The organism is Pseudomyxococcus flavus, assembly GCF_050038885.1.
In the GTDB taxonomy this organism is placed as follows: Bacteria; Myxococcota; Myxococcia; order Myxococcales; family Myxococcaceae; genus Myxococcus; species Myxococcus flavus.
In genome coordinates, this window is record NZ_CP143624.1 from 5,447,400 (window position 1) to 5,470,964 (window position 23,565).

The 23,565-nt window shown below is 68.1% G+C and carries 19 protein-coding genes and 1 pseudogene; 8 read left to right on the forward strand and 12 right to left on the reverse strand.

Annotated elements, in window-relative coordinates; all coding sequences use genetic code 11:
- Positions 1 to 24: 24 nt before the first annotated feature.
- Both VZL07_RS22730 and galK read right to left on the reverse strand, forming a co-directional pair.
- A complete protein-coding gene (locus VZL07_RS22730) occupies positions 25 to 1,218 on the reverse strand; it encodes a glycosyltransferase family 1 protein (protein ID WP_426749712.1) in 1,194 nt (397 codons plus the stop codon).
- 118 nt (positions 1,219 to 1,336) lie between these two features.
- Positions 1,337 to 2,467, reverse strand: coding sequence for a galactokinase (galK, locus tag VZL07_RS22735; RefSeq protein WP_426749713.1), 1,131 nt, complete (start codon positions 2,465 to 2,467; stop codon positions 1,337 to 1,339).
- A gap of 832 nt (positions 2,468 to 3,299) precedes the next feature.
- On the opposite strand from galK, the gene VZL07_RS22740 reads away from it, so the two are divergent.
- On the forward strand, positions 3,300 to 3,668 hold the full coding sequence (locus tag VZL07_RS22740; RefSeq protein WP_426749714.1) for a hypothetical protein: 369 nt from the start codon (positions 3,300 to 3,302) through the stop codon (positions 3,666 to 3,668).
- A 197-nt stretch (positions 3,669 to 3,865) separates the two neighbouring features.
- On the opposite strand, the gene VZL07_RS22745 is transcribed toward VZL07_RS22740, so the two are convergent.
- Entirely contained in the window at positions 3,866 to 4,492 is a 627-nt protein-coding gene (locus tag VZL07_RS22745; RefSeq protein ID WP_426749715.1) for a glutathione S-transferase family protein, read from the reverse strand.
- A gap of 73 nt (positions 4,493 to 4,565) precedes the next feature.
- On the reverse strand, positions 4,566 to 5,252 hold the full coding sequence (locus VZL07_RS22750) for an SDR family oxidoreductase (RefSeq protein WP_426749716.1): 687 nt from the start codon (positions 5,250 to 5,252) through the stop codon (positions 4,566 to 4,568).
- Positions 5,253 to 5,492: 240 nt separating this feature from the next.
- Between VZL07_RS22750 and VZL07_RS22755 the strand changes: the two genes are divergently transcribed.
- Positions 5,493 to 6,533, forward strand: coding sequence for a carboxypeptidase-like regulatory domain-containing protein (locus tag VZL07_RS22755; protein ID WP_426749717.1), 1,041 nt, complete (start codon positions 5,493 to 5,495; stop codon positions 6,531 to 6,533).
- Positions 6,534 to 6,560: 27 nt separating this feature from the next.
- Here the strand turns inward: VZL07_RS22755 and VZL07_RS22760 are convergent, their stop codons facing one another.
- A complete protein-coding gene (locus VZL07_RS22760) occupies positions 6,561 to 8,180 on the reverse strand; it encodes a sulfatase-like hydrolase/transferase (protein WP_426749718.1) in 1,620 nt (539 codons plus the stop codon).
- Positions 8,181 to 8,445: 265 nt separating this feature from the next.
- Positions 8,446 to 8,883, reverse strand: a complete 438-nt coding sequence (locus tag VZL07_RS22765; protein ID WP_426749719.1) for a hypothetical protein — start codon at positions 8,881 to 8,883, stop codon at positions 8,446 to 8,448.
- 266 nt (positions 8,884 to 9,149) lie between these two features.
- On the opposite strand from VZL07_RS22765, the gene VZL07_RS22770 reads away from it, so the two are divergent.
- Positions 9,150 to 10,409, forward strand: a complete 1,260-nt coding sequence (locus VZL07_RS22770) for a GAF domain-containing sensor histidine kinase (protein ID WP_426749720.1) — start codon at positions 9,150 to 9,152, stop codon at positions 10,407 to 10,409.
- Positions 10,410 to 10,563: 154 nt separating this feature from the next.
- On the opposite strand, the pseudogene VZL07_RS22775 reads toward VZL07_RS22770, so the two are convergent.
- A pseudogene (locus VZL07_RS22775) lies at positions 10,564 to 11,472 on the reverse strand (alpha/beta hydrolase family protein); the annotation flags it as partial.
- A 201-nt stretch (positions 11,473 to 11,673) separates the two neighbouring features.
- Here VZL07_RS22775 and istA point away from each other — a divergent pair.
- Both istA and istB read left to right on the forward strand, forming a co-directional pair.
- Positions 11,674 to 13,194: an IS21 family transposase gene (gene istA / locus VZL07_RS22780; RefSeq protein ID WP_426757258.1), complete on the forward strand. Its 1,521-nt coding sequence runs from the start codon at positions 11,674 to 11,676 to the stop codon at positions 13,192 to 13,194.
- A 100-nt stretch (positions 13,195 to 13,294) separates the two neighbouring features.
- A complete protein-coding gene (gene istB / locus VZL07_RS22785) occupies positions 13,295 to 14,035 on the forward strand; it encodes an IS21-like element helper ATPase IstB (RefSeq protein WP_374270940.1) in 741 nt (246 codons plus the stop codon).
- A gap of 26 nt (positions 14,036 to 14,061) precedes the next feature.
- Here the strand turns inward: istB and VZL07_RS22790 are convergent, their stop codons facing one another.
- A complete protein-coding gene (locus VZL07_RS22790) occupies positions 14,062 to 15,444 on the reverse strand; it encodes a DPP IV N-terminal domain-containing protein (protein ID WP_426749721.1) in 1,383 nt (460 codons plus the stop codon).
- Positions 15,445 to 15,520: 76 nt separating this feature from the next.
- Here VZL07_RS22790 and VZL07_RS22795 point away from each other — a divergent pair, with 76 nt between their 5' ends.
- Positions 15,521 to 16,426, forward strand: coding sequence for a LysR family transcriptional regulator (locus VZL07_RS22795; RefSeq protein ID WP_426749722.1), 906 nt, complete (start codon positions 15,521 to 15,523; stop codon positions 16,424 to 16,426).
- Between the two features lie 103 nt (positions 16,427 to 16,529).
- On the opposite strand, the gene VZL07_RS22800 is transcribed toward VZL07_RS22795, so the two are convergent.
- The 3 genes from VZL07_RS22800 to VZL07_RS22810 all read right to left on the reverse strand — a co-directional run bounded on the left by VZL07_RS22800 (position 16,530) and on the right by VZL07_RS22810 (position 18,240).
- Positions 16,530 to 16,943, reverse strand: a complete 414-nt coding sequence (locus VZL07_RS22800; RefSeq protein ID WP_426749723.1) for a DUF1801 domain-containing protein — start codon at positions 16,941 to 16,943, stop codon at positions 16,530 to 16,532.
- A gap of 320 nt (positions 16,944 to 17,263) precedes the next feature.
- Positions 17,264 to 17,665, reverse strand: coding sequence for a VOC family protein (locus VZL07_RS22805; protein ID WP_426749724.1), 402 nt, complete (start codon positions 17,663 to 17,665; stop codon positions 17,264 to 17,266).
- A gap of 17 nt (positions 17,666 to 17,682) precedes the next feature.
- Positions 17,683 to 18,240, reverse strand: coding sequence for a helix-turn-helix transcriptional regulator (locus VZL07_RS22810; protein ID WP_426749725.1), 558 nt, complete (start codon positions 18,238 to 18,240; stop codon positions 17,683 to 17,685).
- 76 nt (positions 18,241 to 18,316) lie between these two features.
- On the opposite strand from VZL07_RS22810, the gene VZL07_RS22815 reads away from it, so the two are divergent.
- Together VZL07_RS22815 and VZL07_RS22820 are read left to right on the forward strand one after the other, a co-directional pair.
- On the forward strand, positions 18,317 to 20,290 hold the full coding sequence (locus VZL07_RS22815; protein WP_426749726.1) for a hypothetical protein: 1,974 nt from the start codon (positions 18,317 to 18,319) through the stop codon (positions 20,288 to 20,290).
- A 254-nt stretch (positions 20,291 to 20,544) separates the two neighbouring features.
- Positions 20,545 to 21,933: a hypothetical protein gene (locus VZL07_RS22820; protein WP_426749727.1), complete on the forward strand. Its 1,389-nt coding sequence runs from the start codon at positions 20,545 to 20,547 to the stop codon at positions 21,931 to 21,933.
- Between the two features lie 80 nt (positions 21,934 to 22,013).
- Here the strand turns inward: VZL07_RS22820 and VZL07_RS22825 are convergent, their stop codons facing one another.
- Entirely contained in the window at positions 22,014 to 23,264 is a 1,251-nt protein-coding gene (locus tag VZL07_RS22825) for a hypothetical protein (protein WP_426749728.1), read from the reverse strand.
- Positions 23,265 to 23,565 lie beyond the last annotated feature (301 nt).

Here is a 23,565-nt window from a genome sequence, read left to right on the forward strand (position 1 = left end):
GGGGGCGTCCGCGTCGGCGGTTGCTCAGCAGGTCGTAATGTTCTCGGAGCTCGCAGGGCCGCCGCTTTGCGGCGCTGACTCACGGCGTCGGGTGGCCGCGTCCAGGAGCGCTTTCATCCGCGTCCAGGTGGCGTCCCAGGACATGGTGGCCAGGTAGGCGTCTACCCGGGACAGCCACCCGGCGCGGTCCTCGACCAGGGCCGCCTCGCAGGCGCGCACGAAGGCCATGGGGGTGTCCGCGATGCGCACCAGCCCCTGTTCGCCGTAGGGGCGTACCACGTCGCGAATGGACGTGGAGACGACGGGCCTGCCAGCCGCGAGGTACTCGGGTGTCTTGGTGGGCGAGATGAAGCGCGTGGACGCGTTGTGCGCGAATGGCATCAATGCCACGTCCCAGCCGGCGAGGTACGTGGGCAACTGCGTGTACGGCTTGCTCCCGAGGAAGTGCAGGTTGGGGCGGTGCGGCAGGTGCGCGGCGTCAATCTTCACCACGGGGCCCAGAATGACGAGGTGCCAGTCTGGGCGCGCGGTGGCCAGGGCCTCCAGCAGCGCGAGGTCCATCCGCTCGTCCACCACGCCGAAGAAGCCGAGCCGCGGGTGGGGGATGGCGGCCTGGTCCTCCGGCTCGTCCTGGGCCCGGCGCGCGGTGGCGAAGTGCGCCACGTCCACGCTGCTGGGGACGGCGTGCACGTTCGGGTGCCGGTCGCGCTTGGCCTCGAAGAGGCTCTGCCCGCCGGTGAAGACGACGTCCGCGAGCGTGAGCAGCTCGGCCTCGTTGCGCAGCAGGTCCGGAGGCGCGCCCTGGAAGGCGGACAGCTCGTCCATGCAGTCATAGGCCACGCCACACGGCGCGAGGTGGCGCGAGAAGGGGAGCGCCATCGGCGTGTAGTACCAGCAGGCGTATCGGCGCACGGCGTGGTTGGCGAGGAGGTCGTCCAGCAGCATCCGTTGCGTGGCCGTTGCCTGCGCCCCGTCCATCCCCTCGGGAAGGTGGGGCACCGCAATCCAGACGCCCTCGGGGGACACCTCCACATGAAGCCGGGCACGGCCTTGGCCAAAGACGGCCTCCTCGACGAAGAACACCCGACGCTCACGCGCGAAGCGGCTCAGCAGGTGCTGGGGGCGCTGGAAGACGAAGTTCCAGCGCAGGTGCGAGAGGCACACCAGGTCCGGCGGCTGCCCGGCCTTCATCGAGTCCTGGCTCGGTTGGGTCGACAATGCTTCCTCCGGGGATTCGTGCGGCTCCGGAAGGAAGCTGGTCATTGGCTGTCACCAATCCCACAGGAATGGAAGGAGGGCCGGTCCGCTGGTGGGGCCACCTGCCCCTCCCCATGGTTCAGGTGGCGGTGGCAGGCTCTGGCACGAGCACCGTGGCCGGACGGCCGGCGTGCTCGGCATAGCGCGCGCTGATGCGGGCCGCGGCGGCCGCGCCCTTGCCTGCCCGCGCCAGCATCACCACCGAGCCGCCAAAGCCGCCGCCGGTGAGGCGGGCGCCGAGCACATCAGGCTCGGTGCGGGCGAGGTCCACCAGCAGCTCTATCTCCGGGACGGAGACTTCATAGTCATCCCGCTGCGAGGCGTGCGAGGCGTACAGCAGCGGGCCCAGCGAAGCCAGGTCCACCGCGCGCAACGCCCGCACCGCGTCCAGGACGCGAGCGTTTTCCGTGAGGACGTGGCGCACCCGGCGGCCCAGCGGCTCGGGCAGGGCAAGGGCCCGTGGCAGCTCCTGCTCGGTCAGATCTCGCAGCTGGGGCACGCCAAGCAACGCCGCGGCGCGCTCGCACTCCATGCGGCGCACCCGGTAGTCGCCGCCCGCATGGCTGTGCGTCACGCCCGAGTTGATGACGAGGGGCTCCACTTCCCAAGGCAGCGGGACGCGCTCGTACCGGAGGCTGCGGGCATCGAGGAAGAGCGCCGAGCCCTCCTGCGCGAGGCTGGAGGCCATCTGGTCCATCACGCCCACCGGCGCGCCGACGAAGTCGCACTCCACCCGCTGACCCAGCAGGGCGATGCGCACGTCGTCCAGCGCCAGCCCGAAGGTCTCACGCAGTCCGCGCAGCAGCGCGACCTCGAGCGCGGCGCTGGAAGACAGGCCGCTGCCTGCCGGCACATCCGAGCGCAGCCACACGTCGAAGCCCCGCAGTGTGTGGCCTTCGTCATGCAGTATCCGCGTCACCCCCTGCACATAGTCGAGCCAGCCCCGGCCGGGCTGCTCCTGTCCGAGCGCGTACTCACCCAGGCGCTCCGCGGGCCCGATGTTGGCGCTGTACGCGCGCACCCTTCTGTCCTCGCGCGGAGCCAGCTCCACCTCCGTGTGCTGGGGAATGGCCATGGGCAGCACGAAGCCGCCGTTGTAGTCGGTGTGCTCGCCGATGAGGTTCACCCGCCCTGGTGCGCGGGCGCGGATGCGGGGCGGCTGGCCGAAGAGCGCCTCGAAGGAAAGGACGTCATCGTGGGGAGCTCGCATCGCCGTTCTCTTTCCCAAGGTTCAGCCGTCGTGATGCGTGCATCGCGAGCCGTTCAGCCGGACGGCGGCCGTGGGGGCCACCGCGCAGAAGTGCTGGGCACGCCGCTCGCCTGGCCCGCGCGAGGGCGGCCCGATGTACCGGTGGCGTCCGGCAGGCGCCGAAGCGGCCCGTCTCCTCGATGCCGCGCTGCTCCGTGTCTGGCGCGCAGGGCACTCGGACACGGAGACCCCAGCCCAGCTTGGCCGGCGCCACCCAGCCCGCGCGCGAGCCTGGCGCGGAGTCCCGGGCGTCATTCAGCGGGCGCCAGGCAGTGCGCCGCGGTTGACGACACAATGGGGCACCCGGGCCCCAATCCTCGCTCCTGCTCGTGTCCTGGCGTCCCATTTTCCAAGGGTAGGCACCGCCTCGGGAGTCGCGATGGCCGGGCTTGCCGCGCCCCGTTGCATGGCGGCCCTCAGGCGTATCCGTCAGGGCCCGGGCACCGATGGGAGCGGGGCGGCGGGTGCCCGGGCCGCTGTCACGCAGCGCGAGGTAGCGACAGGCCGCTCGGGCTGCGCGCATGGCGGGCTGTGTCGCCGACGGCATCAAGATACGCACCACGGAGGAGGCAGGTGGCTGGGTGAGGCTCGAGGTCGTGTGTCGTCGGGGGAGGAGGGCTGCGCGCGGCTCTCTCCGAGGCACGCGGGGCGTCCCCTCCATCGAGGGCCGCCGCCCGCCTGCCTGGCGGGCGACGGGGCGCCGCCTTCCCTGGAGCCGTGCCCATGTCCGGCATGGGCAACTGTCTCCATCTTGCGGATGGGAGGCCACTCGCGGATGAACACACGCGCCAGCATGCTCGCCAAAAGGGACCCGTTGCAGGTTCAGGGCGCCTACTTCCTTGTGACGGGGCTCTGGCCCCTGGTCCACCTGCGCAGCTTCACATGGGTCACTGGCCCCAAGCCGGAGGGGTGGCTGGTGAAGACGGTCGGCGGACTGGTCAGCGTGATTGGCGCGACGCTGCTGTCTGCCTGTCGTCATGGCCGGGTCACGCCCGAGCTTCGCAAGCTCGCGGTGGGGAGCGCGGCCTCGCTCCTCGTAATCGACATCGTCTACGCGGCTCGGCGGAGGATATCCCCCGTGTACCTGGGCGACGCGGCCATCGAAGCGGCGCTGATTGCAGCGCAGTGGAAGGCGCGCCCGACGAACGTCCTCGCGACATGAGGCATTGCCTCGAAGCGCTCCGCCGCCATGACCATGCCCACCGGCGAGCCCTCCACGGTGACAGCCCGGCTTGAATGACGTCCCACGGCTCGGCAGTCAATTCGACTCGCCGGCTTCGCCGAAGCATCGACGGTGGGCATGGCCGGGCTGCTTCCTGATGACATGCGCACGGAAGGCTCCGCGGAAGTGGAACGGCTTCAGGTTCCGGGAGCGGCCTGTTCGCCGTAGCCCTTCTTCGCGGCTGGGCGCTCCAGCAGGCGGCTGGAGTAGCTCTTCAACACAGGCGTGTCATCGCCGAGCTGCTCCATCCTCTTCGCGAAGTAGAGCACACCTCCCAGCACCACGTCGGCCGCGGAGAACGTATTGCCGAGGATGAAGTCGCGCCCCTTCAGCCGTTCTTCGAGCACCGCGGCCACGGCCTTGAAGCGCTTGCTGGCGCGGGCGACGGTACCGGCGGAGCGCTCCGCCTCCGGGAGGAAGAGGGTGTGCTGCGCGATGGCGATGATGGGCGGCTCCATCTCGGTCATCGCGAAGAGGATCCACTGGTAGTACTCACCGCGCTCATGCGTGCCTACCGGCGGGGCGAGCCGCTTCTCGGGGGACGTGTCCGCCAGGTGCATGATGATGGCGGCGGACTCGAAGAGCGGGCCTCCCTCGTCCTCGATGGCCGGCAACGCGCCCAGCGGATGCACCTTCAGATAGGCGGGCTGTTTGTGTCCGCCCTTCAGCATGTCCACCGGCTCCAGCTCATAGGGGATGCCCAGCTCCTCGAGCATCCAGCGGACTCGCGTGGCACGGGACTGTTGAAAGTAATAGAGCTTCATGACCTTCTCCTGTGTGGGGTTGCCGCGAGCGCCGGTTTCCTCCATTTACGCACCGGCAGGCAAGGCCGCCAGGTCACCAGGGGATGCGCTTGCCCTCGAAGTCGAAGAAGCCACCGGTGTCCTCCGGGCCCAGGCGGGAGAGCACCTCGAGCAACCCCGCCACCGATGTCTCCACCTCCGTGGGCGCATCGCTGCCGCCCATGTCCGTCTGTACCCAGCCGGGGCTGAGGGCGAAGGCGAGGATGCCGTCCTCCTTCAGGTCGTGTCCCAGTGAGCGCGTGGCCATGTTGAGCGCCGCCTTCGACATGCGATAGCCGTACGCGCCACCCCAGCTGTTGTCGGTGATGGAGCCGAGGTTCGAGCTGAGGTTGGCCACCTTCGCGCCGCCGGCCGCGCGCAGTCGCGGGAGCAAAGCCAAGGTCATGCGCGGCGCCGCCACCGCGTTCACCTGGAAGGTCCGGGTGAGGTCGTCGCCGTCCAGGTCCGAGAGCTCGTCCGGACGGCTGCGCACGCCGGCGTTGTTGATGAGCAGGTGCACGGGGGCGGGGAGCGCAGCCGCGAAGGCGCGCACGCTCGCCTCGTCCGCCACGTCGAGCGCGTGGACGTGGAGCCGGTCGCGGGCGTCCCGGCCGAGCGCGGCGAGCGCCATGGCGCGCTCGGGAGCACGCGCCCCGGCGTGTACCACGTCGCCGCGGGAGAGGCACTGACGCACCAGCTCGAGGCCAATGCCCCGGTTGGCACCGGTGATGACGACGTTCATGGATGGCCCGCTCGCTTCGAGGGTTGGCACTTCGCAGTCTCTCTCAGCTCTGGCGATGTTTCGCGAAGCGCGGGTGGCACCCGCGAAGGAGACGCGCCATGACGCCCCTGTCACAGTCAGTGGGGCGCGCGCTCCCACTCCGAGAGGGAGCGGAGGCCTGCACCGATTTTGCACTGGCCGCGATGCTCACCAGAGGAGGCGATACACATGCGTTGGATGCGCACATTGACAATGGGCATCATGGCGGTTCTGAGCGGCTGTACCGAGAGCAAGGTAGACCACGACCAGGACATCGCCCTGAGCGGGCGGCTCGTTGACGAAGCGGGCGCTCCGCTCCCGGATGCGCTGGTGAAGCTCTACCGAAGCGAGAACTCCTCGTGCGCGTTCGCGGCCTTCTCGGCGAGCTGGAAGACGGTGAAGACCCGGGCGGACGGGACCTTCTCGCTCGACCTGCTGGGGGCGGACACCCGCAGTGGGAGCATCGCGCGCTGCTTCATCGCTCGTTCGCCCGCGCAGGCCGAAGGTCGGAGCCTCTCGGCCTACTTCCTCATCCAGCAGTCGGAGGTGGCGCTGCCCACCTTCCAGGAGTGGACCGGCGCGCCGACGGTCGCCGCGGAGGCGCAGGGAGTGAGCGTGGGCTTCCAGCCCCTGTCCGCCACGCACGGCGCTGGAAACGATGAGCACGTGCTGTCCGTCGGCCCTTCAAGCGTCACGGTGGCCTGGCGGGTGCGCCCGGCCTCCTCGCCGGTCCACCTGAGCGACTATGTCCTCGAGGACGCGGAAGGGCTCAAGGCCTCCTTCGGCGTCGAGCGCGCGGTCGAGGCGGCGGGCGTGACGGTTGGCCTCGCCTACTCCAGCGACGATGTTGACCTGCCCCGTCGCGCGCTCGTCCCGGTAAGCCGTGGCGCGGCGTGCACCTACCTGAACGCCGAGTCGCCCTGCCGCATCACCAACGGTGACCTCGGCGGGCTCGTGCTCTTCGAGCAGGGTGTCCAGGAGGTCGCCGTACAGCTGTCGCGCCCCGTGGTGCCTCGCAAGGCCGTGCTGCGCAACCTGGAGGTGTCGGGCACCTTGAGCGAGTTGGTGCTGGAGGGGAGCGCTGATGGCACCCAGTGGATGCCCCTGGCCAACCTGCTCGGTGACGCTGGCGTACAGCCCTTCTTGGAGCTGGACCTCCCGGGCACGACTCCGGTGTCGCAGGTCCGTGTGCGGGCCACCCCGCAGGATGCGACAGGCACGGGAAGGCTGCGCTCGCTGGGGCAGCTCTCCCTCTTCGAGTAGCGACTCGCCCGCGGGCCAGGCTCGCGCTCAGCGGACGGGCGGGAATGGCGTCTGGCCCGCCTCGATCAGCTTCTGATTCAAGAGGTCCTGGAGCCTGGCCCAGAGCGACTTGAGCGATTCGTCGGCGAGGTGTGGCTGATACAGGAGGTTGGTCATCTGCGCCTTGTCCGTTTCCAGGTCGTACAGCTCGTACTGATACTGGCCCGGCAGATTCGGGGAGAAGTACACGGCGTAGGTGAAGTGGCGGTGACGGATCGCGCGGATATGGCAGAGGTACTGCAGGTCGCTGATCATCGCCGACTCGTCGTCGTAGCAGAACAACACCGTGTCCTGCACCGAGCTGCTCGGGTCGAGAATGACGGGGCCCAGGCTCCTGCCTTTCATCAGGCGTGACGCGTCACCGCCCGCGAGGTTCAACAAGGTTGGCAGGAAATCCACGTGGGCATACATCGCCTGGGTCCGCTGCGGCTCCGCGAACAGCTTCGGATTCGAGATGACCAGCGGAATGTGGAGGGTCTCCTCGTAGACGTTGTAGACCTTCTCCCGCATGCCGTGGGACAGGCCCATCTCGCCGTGGTCCGAGGTGCGGAGAATCAACGCGTTGTCGGTGAAGCCGCAGGCGTCGACCACATCCAGGAACTCGTTGACCCGTGCGTCCACGTACTGCGTCATGACGGCGTAGAACTTGACGTAGTTGTGGGTGGTGTTGACCGGGTCCGGCTGGAGGGGAATGGCGGTGTCGGTGCCGTCGGTCAGCTTGTCCTGACCGATGAGCGGCTGTCCCTTGTTCATGACGTCGCGGACATGGCTCTGAATCGTGGGCTTGGTCCGCAGGCTGTCGACGGCGTTGGACGGCAGCTCGATTTTCAGGTCCTCGAATTCCTCCGCGCGATAGCCGAGGCTCTGCCAGCCCCACGGAAAGAAGTTGATGTCGTGCGGGTTCACGAACGACATGAACATCAGGAAGGGTCGCTCTGCCGCGGGGTCCTTCAACTTCCGGCCGGCGGCCCGCGCTTCGAGGAACTCGAGGGCGCCCTCGCCGAAGCCATGGGCTTCAACCCCTTCGCCATCCTTGCGCAGATAACGCTTGTCGTTGGAGGGATTGACGAACCCCGGCTTGCCGGAGCCGGCGGTGGCCCAGGAGTCAAAGGTCGAGAAGCCAGCCACCGTGCCGGCGTCCGGCGGATTCCAGTCGGAGAAGCCGTATTGCTCCTTCATGTTGCCGATGTCGTAGGGCGACCATTGCATGACGTCAACGGGCGAGGACAGATGCCATTTGCCCTTCCAGATGACGTCGTAGCCCTGCGCCTGCATCAGGGCCGCGAGCTGAGGGATGCGCGGGTCCGCATAGGACAGCGTGCTGGGCGTCATCGCCAGCCCGGTGAGGTTGCTGTAGTTGCTGGTCAGCATCACGCCGCGCGACGGCGTGCACATGCAGGCTGACGTGTAGGCTCGCTCGAAGGTCAGTCCGTTCTGCTTGAGCCGCCGCCAGCTCGTCAGCGTCTCCTCGAAGCCACCCCAGTGGGCCGGGTAACGCTCCTGGTCGGTGAGGATGACGATGATGTCGGGCTTCTCTGGCAACTCTCTCTTCCGGTACAGGGCCTGCAATGCAGTTGGAACAGCGCCAGCGGCGGACGGCTTCTCCATGGTGCATACCCTTTCTTCCGTCGAGCCGTGCTCATGCTGCAATTCAATGCAGCGGCATCTGACGGTTCCCGTGGGACGCAGAGAATCGACGCACTGAAGTCATATCAGTGTCAAGTGGGCTTGACTTGACAGGAGTTGTGATGGGTGTCTTGGAATTCGCGCGGTGCGTCGAAGGGCCTGAACCGCGACTCGCTACGCGAGAGACTGCGCGCGGGGGGGACGATGGGGCCGGGACGGTCATGGTGCGCGGGGAGTCGTGTTCACGTCAGCCCGGTGGCAAGCCTTGCGCGGAGTCGTCCGTTTCGGGCCCGCTGCCGGTCCTTTCGCGTCGGGGATGGGGGCGTCGCGTCACGACGGGCGGGCTGCCCCCGAGCCACTCCCACTTCTCGCCGTCCCACAGCAGCTCGCGCCAGCCCAGGAGCGCCGCGGCCTCACGTGCCCTGTCTCCGTGGGGCCTGAGGGCCCAGCCGACCCGAGACTGCTTGCACTCGCCGCTCTTGAACTTCAGGAGCCGGTGCTCTCCCTGTGCCTCCTCGCGGTCCGCATCCCAGAGCGCCTGCAGCCGACTTCCGGGGCCCTGACAGTCCACCCCATTCCACTCACACCAGGCGACCACGTCCTTGAGCCGGACGAGCTTCGCACTTCTCGACAACGAGAGTTCCGTCACGGCCGCCACGAGGAGGCCAGGGGTGATGACACGCATGGAAGGCGCCCCAGTGCAGGTCAGCGGATGCAACCAACCTACTGCGTGACTCCGGGGCGAAGAGCCATGGGGCCACCATGCCTTTGTCATGGTTTCGTCATGTGGCGCTGACAGCCCGGTGTCCCGGGAGACGAGGGGCGGTGGCCAACCTCGAGGTCCGCCAGCGCCCCGTCAATCCGGTTTGGAGTCGGCTGGTCAACGAACGGAGGTGCGAGCCCCCGTGTGCAGGGCCTCCGCCTTCCAGCGCATCGAACTAGAGTCGCCTCATGAAATTTCTCGGCGAATTGGACGAAGCCTCGCTTGCGCGAACGCAACGCTGCAACCGCCGCCTCACGGACCCGAACCGGCTGCAGGCCATCCGGGACACGGGACTGATGGACACGCCCCAGGAGGAGGCCTTCGATCGCCTCGCCCGCCTGGCGGCCCAGCTCCTCAACGTTCCCCTGACCATCATGTCCCTGGTGGACGCGGACCGGCAGTTCTTCAAGGCGGACTTCGGCCTTCCCTCGCCCTTCCGGGAGACCCGGCAGTTGCCGATTGACGCTTCGCTGTGCCGCTACACGCTCGAGGGAGAGCCCATCATCTCCTCGAACGCGCCGGGGGACCCCTTCCTGCGGTTCCATCCCTCGACCGAGCCCTGGGGAATCGTCGCCCTCATCGTGCTCCCGTTGATCAACCCGGATGGGCACGTGCTGGGGACCTTCTGCTGCATCCAGCCCACGGTGCGCGAGTGGACCTCGCAGGACCTCACGGTGATGCGGGAGCTGACGGCGTCCATCATGACGGAGCTCAACCTCCGGAATCAGATCCAGAAGCTGAAGGCCGAGCAGAACCTCCGGGATACGTTCGTCGCGGCGCTCACCCACGACCTCCGCACGCCCCTGGCGGCGGCGAAGATGGGCGTGCAGATGTTGGGAAGGCGCCATGCGGATCTGCCGGGCGTCCAGGTCTCCGTGGCCCGGGTGAGCGGGAGCCTGGACCGCGCGGAGCGCATGATTCAGGACCTGCTGGACGCAAGCCGCATCCAGGCCGGGCAACGGGTGGCGCTGGAGATGAAGGCATGCGACCTCCACGCGGTCACCGTCCAGGCCCTGGACGAGCTCTCGGTTGTCTATCCGGAGCGCTTCGTCCTGAAGGCGGAGGGTGATTTCAAGATGAGGGCGGATCCGCTCGGACTGCGCCGCATCGTCGAGAACCTGGCCTCCAACGCGGCGAAGTACGGCGCGCCAGGTCCCCCGATTGAAATCCTGCTCGAACGAAACGAGCAGCAGGTGACGCTCCAGGTGCGCAATCAGGGCACGCCCATCGCCGCGGATGAGCTACAGACCATCTTCAAGCCGTTTCACCGCACGAGGTCCGCGACGGAGAGTTCCGCGAAGGGCTGGGGATTGGGCTTGCCCCTGGTGAAGGGCCTCGCCGAAGCGCACGGCGGCACGGCCACCGTGACGAGCTCCGCCGAGGAGGGGACCTGCTTCACCATCACCCTTCCCGCCGACGCGACTTCTCAGCAGCGGTTCTCGGCGTGAGGCGTCCGGTGTCAGGGACATCTCGCGACGAAGCGGCCGAATCCTGGGGTGTACCGAGCACCGCCGCTCGCGACGCGAGGACACCTGTTGGCCACGACCCGGCGTCACGTCATGCCTCCGACAGTGGGGACAGCGATATGGCCCCGCGCGGGCCTCAGCGGGGAGCGCCCAGGGTCCGGAGGAAGAAGAGGCCCACATCGTCCTGGTAGTAGCGGCTGGCGGCTCCCCGGGGAGAGTGGGGCTGGCCCGGCATGATGAGCAGCTCGAAGCGCTTGCCGGCCCGGATGAGGGCGTCCGCCATCCGCATCGTCACGGAGAGCGTGGCATTCACGTCGCTCGTGCCGTGCATCAGCTTCAGGTGCCCCTTCAGATTGCCGGCGAGCGCGAGGTTGTCGCCTGCCGCGTAGCCCTCGGGATTGGCGCTCGGCAGGTTGAGGTAGGGCTCGTTGATGATGGCCTCTTCCTCCAGCGCTCCTGGCGCCGCAGCATAGCCCGCCTTGAAGAAGTCTGGTGCCGTCAGCATGCCGCGCAGCGCGAAATAGCCGCCCCACGAACCGCCATGGATGCCGACCCGCTCCAGGTCCATCCAGGGGCGCGTGGACGCGGCCTGCTTCAGCCCCGTGACGTAGTCGGGAATCTCCGTCTGTCCCACGCGGCCATAGTTCGCATCCTGGAAGGCCTTGCTCCGCCCGGGGCCACCCCGAGGGTCCAGCAGCACCACGATGAAGCCGAGCTGCGCCAGGCCGCTGGCCGTCAGCGACATCGAATTGCCGACGTAGTGCCAGGGCACGATGGTCATGAATGGGCCCGCGTAGATGTAGGCGAGCACGGGGTAGCGCTTCGTGGGGTCGAAGTCGTGTGGCTTGTAGAGCACGCCGTGCAGGGGCGTGACGCCGTCGGCCGCCTTGACGAGCAGCGCCTCCGGGCGCGCGTCGCCGAGCGCCTCGAGCTCACGGGCGTCCGCCGTGGTGAGGCGGAGGCGCTTGCCGCTCTCCACGGACACCAGCTCCCTCAGCCGGGGCTGTGTCCGTGAAGACCACGTGTCCACGTAGTACTGCCCCGAGGTGCGCGCGTCGGCCCATCGTGAACACTCAGATCGGAGCATCGTGATCACCGAGTTCGGCCCATCGTGGACAGGAGGTTCGGCCACGTGGACACGGAGTTCGGCTGTGTGAACAGGGGGTTCGGAGCCGAATGAGCGCTGGGCAGTCCTGGCAAGAAGGCCGCCGGAGGGAGAGCGGCCATGGCCACCGAGAGACTGCCGATGCACAGCATTCGAGAAATCATCCGTCAGAAGTGGGGCCTGAAGCGAAGCCACCGGGAGGTGGCGCGAAGCGTGGGCGTCAGCCCTGGAGTGGTGGGCAAGGTGATGAGCCGTGCGGCGCACCTGGGGTTGACGTGGGAGGCGGTGGAAGCGCTGGAGGAGGAGGAGTTGGAGCGCCAGCTGTACGGCCCGAAGTGCGCGCCGGGCACGGAGCGGCCGCTGCCGGACCCGGTGTGGATACACCAGGAGCGCAAGCGACCCGGGGTGACGCTGGAGCTCTTGCACCTGGAGTACCTGGAGCGGCACCCGGAAGGCTACCGGTACACGCAGTTCTGCGAGGTGTACCGGGAGTGGTTGGCACGCCACCGGCTGACGATGAAGCAGGCGCACAAGGCCGGTGAGAAGGTGTTCGTCGACTACTCCGGGAAGAAGCCGACGGTGGTGGACGGTGGCACCGGCGAGGTGCGGGAGGCGGAGTTGTACGTGGCGGCGCTGGGGGCCTCCAGCTACGTGTACGCGGAGGCCACGTGGAGCCAGAAGCTGACGGACTTCGTCGGCAGCACCGTGCGCGCGCTGGAGGCCTTCGGTGGGGCGCCAGCGCTCATCGTTCCGGACCAGCTGAAGTCGGCGGTGACGAGGGCGGACCGGTACGAGCCGGAGGTGAACCGCACCTTCGAGGAGTTGGGACGGCACTACGGACTGGCGGTGCTGCCGGCGCGCCCGCGCAAGCCCAAGGACAAGGCGAAGGTGGAGCGGGCGGTGCAACTGGTGCAGCGCTGGGTGCTGGCCCGGCTGCGTCACCGCGTCTTCACCTCGCTGCGGGAGTTGAATGAGGCGATTGCCGAGCAGGTGGCGGTGCTCAACGACAGGCCCATGCGACTGTACGGCAAGTCGAGAGCGCAGCTCTTCGAGGAGTTGGACAGGCCTGCCCTCAAGCCATTGCCGCCGACGCGGTACGCGGTGTCGGAGTGGAAGCGGGTGAAGGTGAACATCGACTACCACGTCGACGTCCATGGCCACTTCTACTCGGCGCCCTACAGCCTGGCGCGTCAGGTGCTGGAGGCGCGCCTCACCGCCACCAGCGTGGAGTTGCTGCAGCGGGGCCGAAGAGTGGCCGTCCACGTGCGCAGCGCGAAGGTGGGCGGCTACACGACGGTGGCCGAGCACATGCCGAAGGCCCACCGGGCCCATGCCGAGTGGAGCCCCTCGCGCTTCATTCAGTGGGCGAGCCAGGTGGGCCCCCTTACCCAGTCGCTGGTGGAGGCCATCCTCCAGGACAGGCCCCACCCGGAAGTGGGCTACCGCAGCTGCCTGGGCCTGCTGCGGCTGGCGAAGCGCTATGGCAACGCGCGGCTGGAGCTCGCATGCGGCCGGGCGCTGCGAGCGCACGCGCGCAGCAGCCGGCACGTGCGACTGCTGCTGGAGAAGGGGCTGGAAGCCACCCCGCTGCCGGCCGAAGAGCCCTCCTCGCAGCCGGCCGCCGCGCACGAGAACGTCCGCGGCGCTGACTACTACCACTGAGTGGATTGCAGGCCTCTCCACTCGGAAGGGGGCCTCGGGCACGGCCATGGCGGCCGTGCCCGAGGTCCGATGAGGCCACCAACGACAAAGGACACCCGAGATGTTGAACCAACCCACCTTGCAGAAGCTCCAGGCGCTGAGGCTGTCCGCCTTTGCCCGCGCCTGGGAGGAGCAGCAGAAGTTGGCGGACATGAGCAGCCTGGCCTTCGACGAGAGACTCGCGCTGCTCGTCGAGGCCGAGTGGCTGGCCCGGGAGAACGCCCGGATTGGCAGAAACCTCAGAGAGGCGAAGCTCCGCATCTCCGGCGCCTGCGTCGAGGACATCGACTTCACGGCGAAGCGGGAGCTCGACAAGCCCCTGGTGCGTCAGCTCGCCCAGTGCCGCTGGGTGGAGGAGAAGCAGAACATCGTCATCACCGGGATGACGGGCACCGGCAAGACGTACCTGGCGTGCGCGCTGGCGCAGGCGGCGATTCGTCGCGGCCATCGGGTGCTCTACCGTCGGGCCCCGCGTCTGCTGGAGGAATTGGCGCTCGCGCACGCGGAGGGCTCCTTCGCCGCGTTTCTCTCCCGACTGGCCCGTGTCGACGTGCTCGTCATCGACGACTGGGCCCTGGCTCCCATCAAGGACGGCGAGCGCCGGGACATGCTCGAGGTCTTCGAGGACCGCTATGGCGCGCGCAGCACCATCATCGCCAGCCAACTGCCGACCACAAAGTGGCACGACCACCTGGGCGACCCTACTGTGGCGGACGCCATTTGCGACCGGGTCCTCCACCGAGCCCACCGGCTCACCGTGAAGGGGCCCTCCCGCCGCAAGGAGGAGAATCCGTCAACTTGAGCCCAGCGTCGCTTCGCTCCGACTGATCACGATGCTCCGAGCCTGCTGATCACGATCGCCGAAACGCGCACCGAGGGGGACGGCGTGATGCGGTGCACTCCCGAGCCCGAGGACAGCCGCGTCAATGCGCCGCCCTTCAGACTGCCCCGGTAGAAGAGGTGCTCGTAGGGCGCGCCGCTGTCCGCGGAGGCCAGCACGTAGAGGGCGTCGCCCTTGGGCGCGACGGCCACCACTTCGTGTACAGGGAAGGAGCCCCGCGTAAGCTGCCGCAAGAGCTTCCCGGAGCGGTCATACGCATACACGTGGCGCCAGCCGTCACGCTCGGACATCCACAGGTAGCCGCGCCCTCCTGTCAGCGCCGTCACCTGTTTCGCCCAGCCGCCCACCGCGAAGTCCAGGCCGGTGACGAAGGTCTCCGGGCGCTCCTCGCGCAGCACGTGCCGACGCTGGCCCGACGCGGGCTCCACGGCGGTCAGGTCCAGCCGCTTGGCATCACGCGAGAGGTGGAGGCACAGCGCCTCGGTGCCCTCGGGGTTCCAGCCCGCGAACCAGTCATATGTCTCGCCCGCGACGGGAGGAATGCGTGTCACGCGGCCCGTCGCGGCTTCCACGACATGGAGCTCCGAGCGCGGCAACGGCGTCCCCGACTTCGCGTATGGCACCGTCGTCACCTTCTCCAGCGCGGTGGAGTAGTCCACGATGGGCACCTGGTGAACGGCGCGCAGGTCGTCCCGCCACACCGCCAGGAAGCGGCCATCCGGTGACCAGGGACGCTCCGGAATCCGCCACTCCAGGTTCTTTTCTCCCGTGCGCTCCACCAATGTGGCCCCGTCCGCGCTCAGCACCGCGAAGCCACCCTGGCGCTGCACGGCCAGGGCGCCTCCTCGCGGCGCGAGGAAATGCTCTGGCGAAAGCGTCAGCGCGGCCCGGTCCTCCGGCGGCAGCAACGTGACGCGGCCACCTGACAGGCCCAGGCCGAAGGTCTTTCCTTCCAGCTGGAACACGATGCCTTGCTCATCCGGAGCGAGCGCGACGTCGAAGAAACGAGGCGCCGTGACGGGCTTGCCCAGCAACGCCGAGAGCTGCTCCCTCAGCTGCTCACCGGTCAGGAGCGGCGTCAGCTTCCCCGTCCTCGCGTGCGCCAGCATCCACGTCCCGCCGTCCTTGCCCTCCCGGGACCAGAAGACCAACCGGTCTCCGTCGCGCAGCCACCTGGGAGGGACGAGGCTGTCCCGCATCAGCTCCACCCGCCGGGTGAACCGGGCTGCCAGGTCCAGCTTCGCCTGCACCTTCGCGTCCGGTGTGGCTCCCGAGGCGGCGAGGGAGGGTGGGGCGTCGTCAAGCGCCAGGGCGGGAGCCCCCGTCAGCGCCGTGAGTACCAGGCCGAGGGGAACGAGGGGAAATCGCATGCGCCGATGGTAGGGAGCTGCATCCTTCACGACCAATATATCTTTCGGCATCCATCGAGATGGATATCGTCTCGATATGGAATTCCGTCAGCTCCAGCTCTTCATCGCCGTGGCGGAGGAGCTGCACTTCGGACGCGCCGCCGCGCGCATCGGTATGGCCCAGCCGCCGTTCAGCCAGCAGATTCGCCGGCTGGAGGCCGAGCTGGGTGTCGAGCTACTCACGCGCACGAGCCGGCGCGTGGCCCTCACCGCCGCCGGGGTGCGGTTGCTGGAGGATGCGCGCGCGTTGCTGGCTCGACGCGCGGATGTCATCCACTCGGTGCAGCAGGCGGCGAGCGGAGAGACGGGCACACTCCGTGTCGGTTTCTCGGCCTCGTCCGCGTTCGGCGTCCTGCCAGACATCGTGCTGCGCTTCCGCACGCGCTTCCCGAAGGTGAAGCTGGAGCTGGATGACAGCGAGACGCTGAACGTGGGCGCCGCGCTCGCTTTGGGCGAGCTGGACATCGCCATCATCCGGGCGCCCTTCCGTCACGAAGGGCTCACCGTCGAGCGGCTGCTCCGGGAGCGCTTCGTGGTCGCCCTGCCAGCGCGGCACCCGCGCGCGCGCCAGCAGGTCGTCGCGCTGTCCTCGCTGGCGAACGAACCGTTCGTGCTCTTTCCCCGCCATTCGGCGCCGGGCCTGCACGATTTGGTGATGAGCATGTGTCTGGCCGCGGGGTTCTCCCCGAACATCCTCCAGGAGGCCAGCTCCTGGCCTTCCGTCGTCGGCATGGTGGAAGCGGGCCTGGGGCTGACCCTTGCTCCCGCGTCTTCCCAGGCGCTGTGCCCCAAGGGAGTCGTCTTCCGTCCCCTGAGCGGCGCTCCTGGTCACGCGGAGCTGGTGGTGGCCTTTCCCGGGCCACGCCCCTCACCCGCGGCGCAGCACTTCCGCGACCTCGCGCATGAAGCCGTCTCGCGCTCGGCCAGGAATGCGACTGACTGAGCGGCAGTCGCGCTTGGCCCCAAGCCGTACTCGCTCTTCTCGGCGCTTCCTGGGGCCCGACCCATTCAGCGGAGCCGTGGACGCGCGGGCCCCACCCGCATGCTCATTGGCGCTTCTTGGGCTTCTTCGCGCCAGCGCTGTTGAGCGCGACGGCCGCGCGGATGAGTGCCTTGAACGCCTTCGCGTCAATCTTCTCGCCCTCGCGGATGTCGATGGCGCGCCTGACGTTTCCCTCAAGGCTCGAATTGAAGAGCCCTGAAGGGTCCTCCAGGGAGGCGCCCTTGAAGAAGGTCAGCTTCACGACCGACTTGTACGCCTCGCCGGTGCAGATACCTCCGTCCAGGGACCATACCGGGGTGCCCCGCCACTTCCACTCCTCCACGACGTCCGGGACGGCCTCCTTGATGAGGGCACGCACCCTTGCGAGGGTATCGCCGCGCCAGTCACCCAAATCGGTAATCCTGTCACTGATGAGTTTCGAGGCCGACTCGCCATCTGCCTTGGGTTGACTCTTCATCTTCCTACCTTCTGGTGGGGAGGCCGCATTGCCCACGGTGCCTCCGACCGATAGCACTCCCGCGGGACTTGGGAAACAAGTGAGGCCGAGGTGCGAGCCGCTACCGCAGCGCTGCTCGCGGCGGCGGCCCTGGTCTCACAGGGGAGTTGGACTCCAGGTTCAATCCCAGTCGACTGTCAGTTCAGCCGGCGCGTTGCGCGCTGCGTCCCTGGGGGGCGGCAGCAGGAACAAGGACAGACCTGTGAACAGGAGCAAGAAGCGCGGGGGCAGCGCCTGGACGTTCACCCGGACGGGAGGCGCCTCGTTCCCCAGGTCGCCGTTCAGGCCTGGCTGATGCGGATCATGTTGCCGGCGGGATCTCGCACGGCACAGTCACGGACACCCCACGGTTGGTCGGTGGGGTCCTGCACGATGTCCACACCGGCGGAGCGCAGTTTCTTGAAGGTCTCGTCGAGGTTGCTGCTGCTGAAGATCGCGCCGCCCAGCGTGCCCTTGGCCAGCAGGCGGGCCACGGCATCGCCGTCCTCCTGCGTGCGACCGGCATGCGGTTGGCTCAGCACGATGTGGACATCCGGCTGGTCGGGAGATGCCAGGGTGAGCCAGCGGAAGGGCCCATTGGCGACCTCGCCAACGAGGGTCAGGCCCAGGGCGTCACGGTAGAAGGTCAGCGCCAGATCGGGGTTGTCGACGACCAGATGTACGACAGAGAGCTTGAGGGACATGGCTCCACTGTGGACCATCACCCGGGAGACTGCTTCTCCAATCCTGCTCGACGAGGACGGGTGCGCTCCTTCTGGATGCAGGCGGGCAGCACACGGTCCTCCGTGTGGTCGAGGGCGCGGTAGTTGGACGGAGTCATGCCCACCAGCCGGGTGAAACTCGCGCTGAACGAGCCCAGCGAGGAGCAGCCCACCGCCATGCATACGTCGGTGACGCTCAGGTCTCCGCGGCGCAGGAGGGCCATGGCACGCTCAATGCGACGCGTCATCAAGTACGAGTAGGGGCTCTCCCCATACTCCTGGCGAAAGCGGCGCGAGAAGTGGGCGGGTGACATGAGGGCCGCCCGGGCAATCGACGCCACGTCGAGCTCGCGCTCGAACTCGCGATCCATGAGGTCGCGTGCGCGTCGCAGGCGCGCCAGCTCGGCGAGTTCGCGCGCCAGGGCATCCGTGATGGCCATGCGGCCAGGGTATGTCGTCAGCGGAGGGGGGCGAAGGACAATCCGGAGAGCGCGGAGGTCGCCCGAGTCCGCCGCTTCGAAGCGGGCCACGAAAACCATCTGTGTACGCAACTTCATTCATCGCGTTCTGAGAATCCGGATACAGAGCTCCGCCTGATATCGCCCCCACCCCCTCAGGCGAAAGGACCCGACAATGAGCGTGAAACGCGTTGCCAATGATGGTGCGACCGAAGCGGCGCGCCGTGCGGCGGAAGAAGCGGCGCGGCGTGCGGCGGAGGAAGCGGCGCGGCGTGCGGCGGAGGAAGCGCGCAAGGCCGCCGAGGCCGCGCGTCAGGCCGCCGAGGCCGCCCGCCAGGCCCAGGAAGCCCAGAAGAACGAATCGACCTTCGAGCCCGAGGGGCCGAAGAACACCTTGAAGCTGGATGGACAGAGCAGGGCGCCCGCGACGTCGCTTCTCACGGAGAACACCCAGGACGGCAAGGTCAACTGTCTCGACCTGGCAGCGGACTTCGTGAACAAGAGCTCTCCGGAGCTCCAGGGGCGCTCGGACCTGGTGTTCCTCAAGGACTCGCGCGCGGGCGCGGAGGGGCAGGCGGGCCATGTCGTCGTGCGCCAGGGGGAGCGCGTGCTCGACCCCAGCAACGGCAAGAGCTACGAGGACATGAAGTCCTACCTCAAGGAGCAGCCGCATTACTCCGAGGCGGGCTCCATCCCGGGCACGGCGGCCGCCAAGGTCTTCGCCGCGCCGCCGGGCTCCGCCGAGCGGGCCCAGGCGCTGACTGACGCGAAGGTGCCCCCCGAGCTCCAGAAGATGATGGTGGCCGACCCGGCCATCCCCTCGACCGCGCCCAACGCGGCCGCGACGCAGGCCGGAGCCCTCCCGCTCCCACCCGTCACCGTGCCCGTGGGCAATGCGGGCCAGGTGACCGTCGAGTTCACCTCGGAGCTCGACAAGAAGGTCAAGAAGTCCGGCGGCTACACCACCGTGACGCTCTCCGCGGAGATGGCCGCGAGCGCGAAGGGTGAGCTGGACATGAAGAAGGTGACGGTGGGGGCGGGCGTCTCCGGGGCGAACACCCAGACGTACGAAGTGAAGATGAAGGACGCGGACTTCGAGAAGCTGAAGCAGGGCAAGATTCCGCCGCCGCATCCGCTCAAGCCGGAGACGATTCCGAACGACGCCTCGGTGAAGATGGATGCCGGCCAGCTCAAGGGCTTCTCCTATGAGGGCAGTGTCGACGTGAAGGGCGTCGACTTCGGCCTGGGCGAGGAGATCAAGAAGGGCCGGGGCGTCTCCTTCGAGACCCAGAAGGACGCCGAGGGCAAGGTCACCGTGACGGCGGGCCCCACGGAGCTCATCGAGAGTGGAGCCTCTGTCAGCGTCGGCGCCGGCGAGGTCTCCCTCTCCCTCAACGGCAGCACCTCGTTGACGGACTACAAGATGCGCACCGCGACGTTCGACGTGAACACGGCGGAGGGCCGGAAGGCCTTCGAGCAGTTCGCGAAGACGAAGCAGCTTCCCACCAAGGACGGGAGCGGCGTGGAGGAGTCGGCCACGGTGCACAAGCTGGAGCTGAGCTCCGGCTCGAAGGTGGGGCTGGATGCGGGGCCGTTCAGCAAGGAATGGACGGCGGTGCCGGAGCACGGAGGCAGCATCACCGTGGCCACCAAGGGTGATGGCTCCCGCGTGAGCACGCTCGAGCAAGAGGCCTCGGACGGCACCACCACCGTCTACGAGCGCCACACCCGTCCCGATGGAACGGAGGACTACGACAAGCAGAAGTTCTCCCTCTACATGAAGGGCATGAGCGGCGACGAGGAGTACACGCTCTCCCAGGCCTTCAAGGTCGACGAGGCGGACTTCAACAAGAAGAAGGACATGCTCCTGCAGTTCACGCCGGCCGACCTGAACGCCCTGGCGCAGAACGCCCGGGACACCATCGCCAAGAAGCAGTCGGTGGGGGCCTGGGGGCCGGGCAACAAGGACTCCTTCATGGAGGAGCTGGCCACGAAGAAGAACCCCGCGGAGGTCGCTGACTTCCTGCTCATCCGGTCCAAGAACCGGGGCCAGTTCGCCGAGGACATGGCGGGCCTGCAGGGCCAGTTCCGCGCCCTGAGTGAGGCTCCGCTCCCGGGCACGGTCACCGCGCGCCATCGGGACGCCTGAGTCGCGCCCGGGCTCCGGGGGCAAGGTGCTCCCCGGAGCGTCCAGGCGGAATGCGGGCCCATGTGCGGGGCAATCAGGGCGGCGGAGGCGGGAGACCGCCATTCGCTGTTGGCGCTGCTGTCCATCTATTCCGTACGGAACACCGCAAAGCCGTGGCGCCCACGGTCCCTGTCTCGGGCCCTCGTTCCCCTCCAGCATGAGCACATTTCACGGATGGCTTCGGCTGACGGAGCGAGGCCAGCGAGGAGGACGCCATGCGATGGAGTCTCGCGGTGCTCGCCGTATTGGTCATGGGATGTGGCGCCGGCAGCGAAGCGCCCGTGGACGTCGTGCCACCCCCCACCGCACAGGCGCAGAGCTCGGATTCCAGTCTCCATGCATTGTCCGGCGCGACCCGGTGGGCACAGCGACTCACCGGGCCGAGCGAGGAGGTGGCCGTCGACGTGGCCCATGATGGAGACGGGAACTTCTTCATCGCCGCGACCTTCGAGGGCAAGTTGTCCGATGCGAAGGGGAAACTGGGGACGTCCGCAACGCGGGCCTCCGTCCTGGCGAAGTACCGGCCCAACGGGCATCGAGTGTGGTCCCGGACGGTGCCCGCGCAGGTGACGGCGCTCGCGACGAACCGGGCGCGGCATGTGCTTGTCACTGGCACCTTCGAAGGGAGCATTGACCTGGGCGGGGGCCCGCTCACCGTGGGAGAGTTCCAGGAGGGCGTGTTCCTGGCCGCATTCGACGCGGGCGGTCGCCACGTCTGGTCCCTCGCCTATCCGCTGGAGTTCTTCAGCTTCTTCGGCGCGCGGAAGATGCTCACGGACAGTAACGGCAACATCGCGGTCACCGGCCTGTTGCGAGGCGCCATCTACTTCGGCTCCGGGAGCGTCGTCGCGGACAGCGCGCCCGTCCTCCTCCGGTTCTCGCCGACAGGCATCTACCAGTGGAGCTACGTCGAATCACCGTTCTTCGGCGAGTCGGGCGGCGTCGCCACGGACGAGGACGACAACCTCTACATGGCCGGCACCATCATCACGGACCTGTTTCCACCGATGGATGTCATTCCCTTCGTGAACAAGTTCTCCCCAGCGGGGACGCGGCTGTGGCAGCGGCAGCTGGACACCACCCGCGGCTATGCCCAGAGCGTGGGGGTGCACGGCAATCGTGTGGTCGTCACCGGCACCTTCATGTCGCCGCTCTCCTTCGGTGGCCAGACGTTCTTCCCGCAGCACTCGCAAGATGGCTTCGTCGTCGCGCTCACCCGGGCGAACGAGGAGCGCTGGGCGAAGCAACTCGGTCTTGCGGTGCTGGATATCTCGATGGACCACCGCGACGACCTGGTGGTCGTAGGGAAGTACGAGGACGGAGATGACCTTGGCCTCGGGTCGCTCTGCGGCGTGCCCGGAAGTGATACCAACCTCTTTGCCGCGAAGTACGACCGGGTCGACGGCTATCCCCGCTGGACGAGGGGCTTCCCCATGGCGCACCCGCCCGGTGTGTCGACCGCCATGGACCGCTATCGCGTGTCGGTTGACGAGGCGGGGTCGTCGGTGTTCCTGGGGGGCCTCATCGCTCCCCTCGACGTCGGGCCCAAGACGCTCGTGCCGTCTGGCGTCCGCGACCTGTTCCTGCTGGGGCTGAAGCCCTGACGGGGCCTGGCCCGCACTGGCTTGTGGTGACACCAGATGTGGGAAGGGCTGCCCGACGCGCTCCGGGCAGCCCTCCCGCGTCACTTCACGGGGGCGGCCTGCGCCGGAGGCTCCCGGGGCACGACGGAGACCTTGCCCGCCTCCTGCTGGAGGGTGTGTGTGCTGCCAGGGCGGAAGCGCTGGAACTCCTCCAGCGTGTCGGGGGTGTAGGTGACGGCGGGCTGGTTATCGCCGTGAAAGATGACGCTGTACGTCGCGCTGCGCGCGTTGCGCTCCTTCTCTCCCTTGCCCAGGGCCTTGGCGGGCCGCAGCTCGGCGTCGGTCGGCCAGCGCGTCTCGAGGGTGGTGCCGTTCGCCGTCACGTCCCGCTCGTGTATCCAGCGCCACTCCTTCCAGGAGTACCAGGTCGCCGCGCGCGGCACGCTCCGGTATCGCGGCTCCTTGCGTGAGCGGCGCTCGTCGACGTAGCGCGGCACCTTGCGCGTCTTCTTCACGGAGCAGTAGCGGGTGGTGCACTCCCGCTCTCCGCCGGTGCAGGTCGTCTTGCAGGTCGCGAAGCCATTCTTGTTGCTGGTGCACTTCTCGCTGCACTTCCTGGGCGTGGTGGAGCAGTCCTCACCGCAGGCTTCCTTTTCCCGGTAGGTCTCGGTGGTGTACCCCCGCTGGACGCTCTCCGTGTAGTAGACGGTCTCGTACCCATCGCGCACCTGCTCGTCGTGGTGGTGGCGCTTGCCCTGGGCCTTCACCTGGAGGGCTCCCTCCGGCCGGTCCTCCTCGAAGCCCTCGTCCTCCACCAGGCGGTAGCGCTCCACGCTCACCGTGTGCTCCCAGGAGACCTCCTTGACCTGGAGGGTCCGCGTCCACTCCGGCCCCGTCTTGGGCGCGGTCGTGGCCGCCGTCGCGGAGGAGGTCTCCTTCTTGCCGGAGTTCATCCACATGGGGCAGCAGCAGCCGAAGAACAGGACGATGGAAACGATGTAGCAGCCCATGCGCCTGCCGCCCTTCTCGCGCTTCTTCTCGCTCGGAGCGGGAGGGGAGGGCTCGGCGGGAATCGAGCCCTCGACGGAGGATGCGCCGCAGTTTTTGCAGCCGCCGTCCAGGGCCCGCTGGTCGCTCTCGCAATAGGCGCATCGCCAGTTGGGACCGGCGGTGGCCATCCTCAGCAGGGCCTCTTCGGTCACCGTGACGGCGGAGGCGGTGTCCTCCGGCATCTCATACTGCTCACTGCCGTCCTTGGCGTTCTTGCAGCCCTGGCACACCATGTAGCGGCCGAGGTTGCGGTGGTTGCAACTCGAACAACGCCAGAACATCTCAATCTGCCGCTCCGACATCCTTTGTGTTCCCCCTCGGGTGCGTACCGCCGAGCGGGGGCTATATCACGGAGCGAGCCGGCGGGGGGCGGGTGAAACATGGCTCGAGATGACATCAGCGCCCTCGGAAGGTGAGGGCAGTGAAGCGCCGGCGTCACTCGGTGTGAGTGTCGATATCCAGGCGTGAGCTGCTCCTGCTGGACGTGCTCCGGTGGCAGGCCTTCCGTCGCTCTCATTCCCCCTCGAGAACCGTGGCGGGGCTGGGCCGATGGTCGCGTGGCCATGACGCGTAGCTGCTGGCGCCATTGACGGGCTCGTCGGC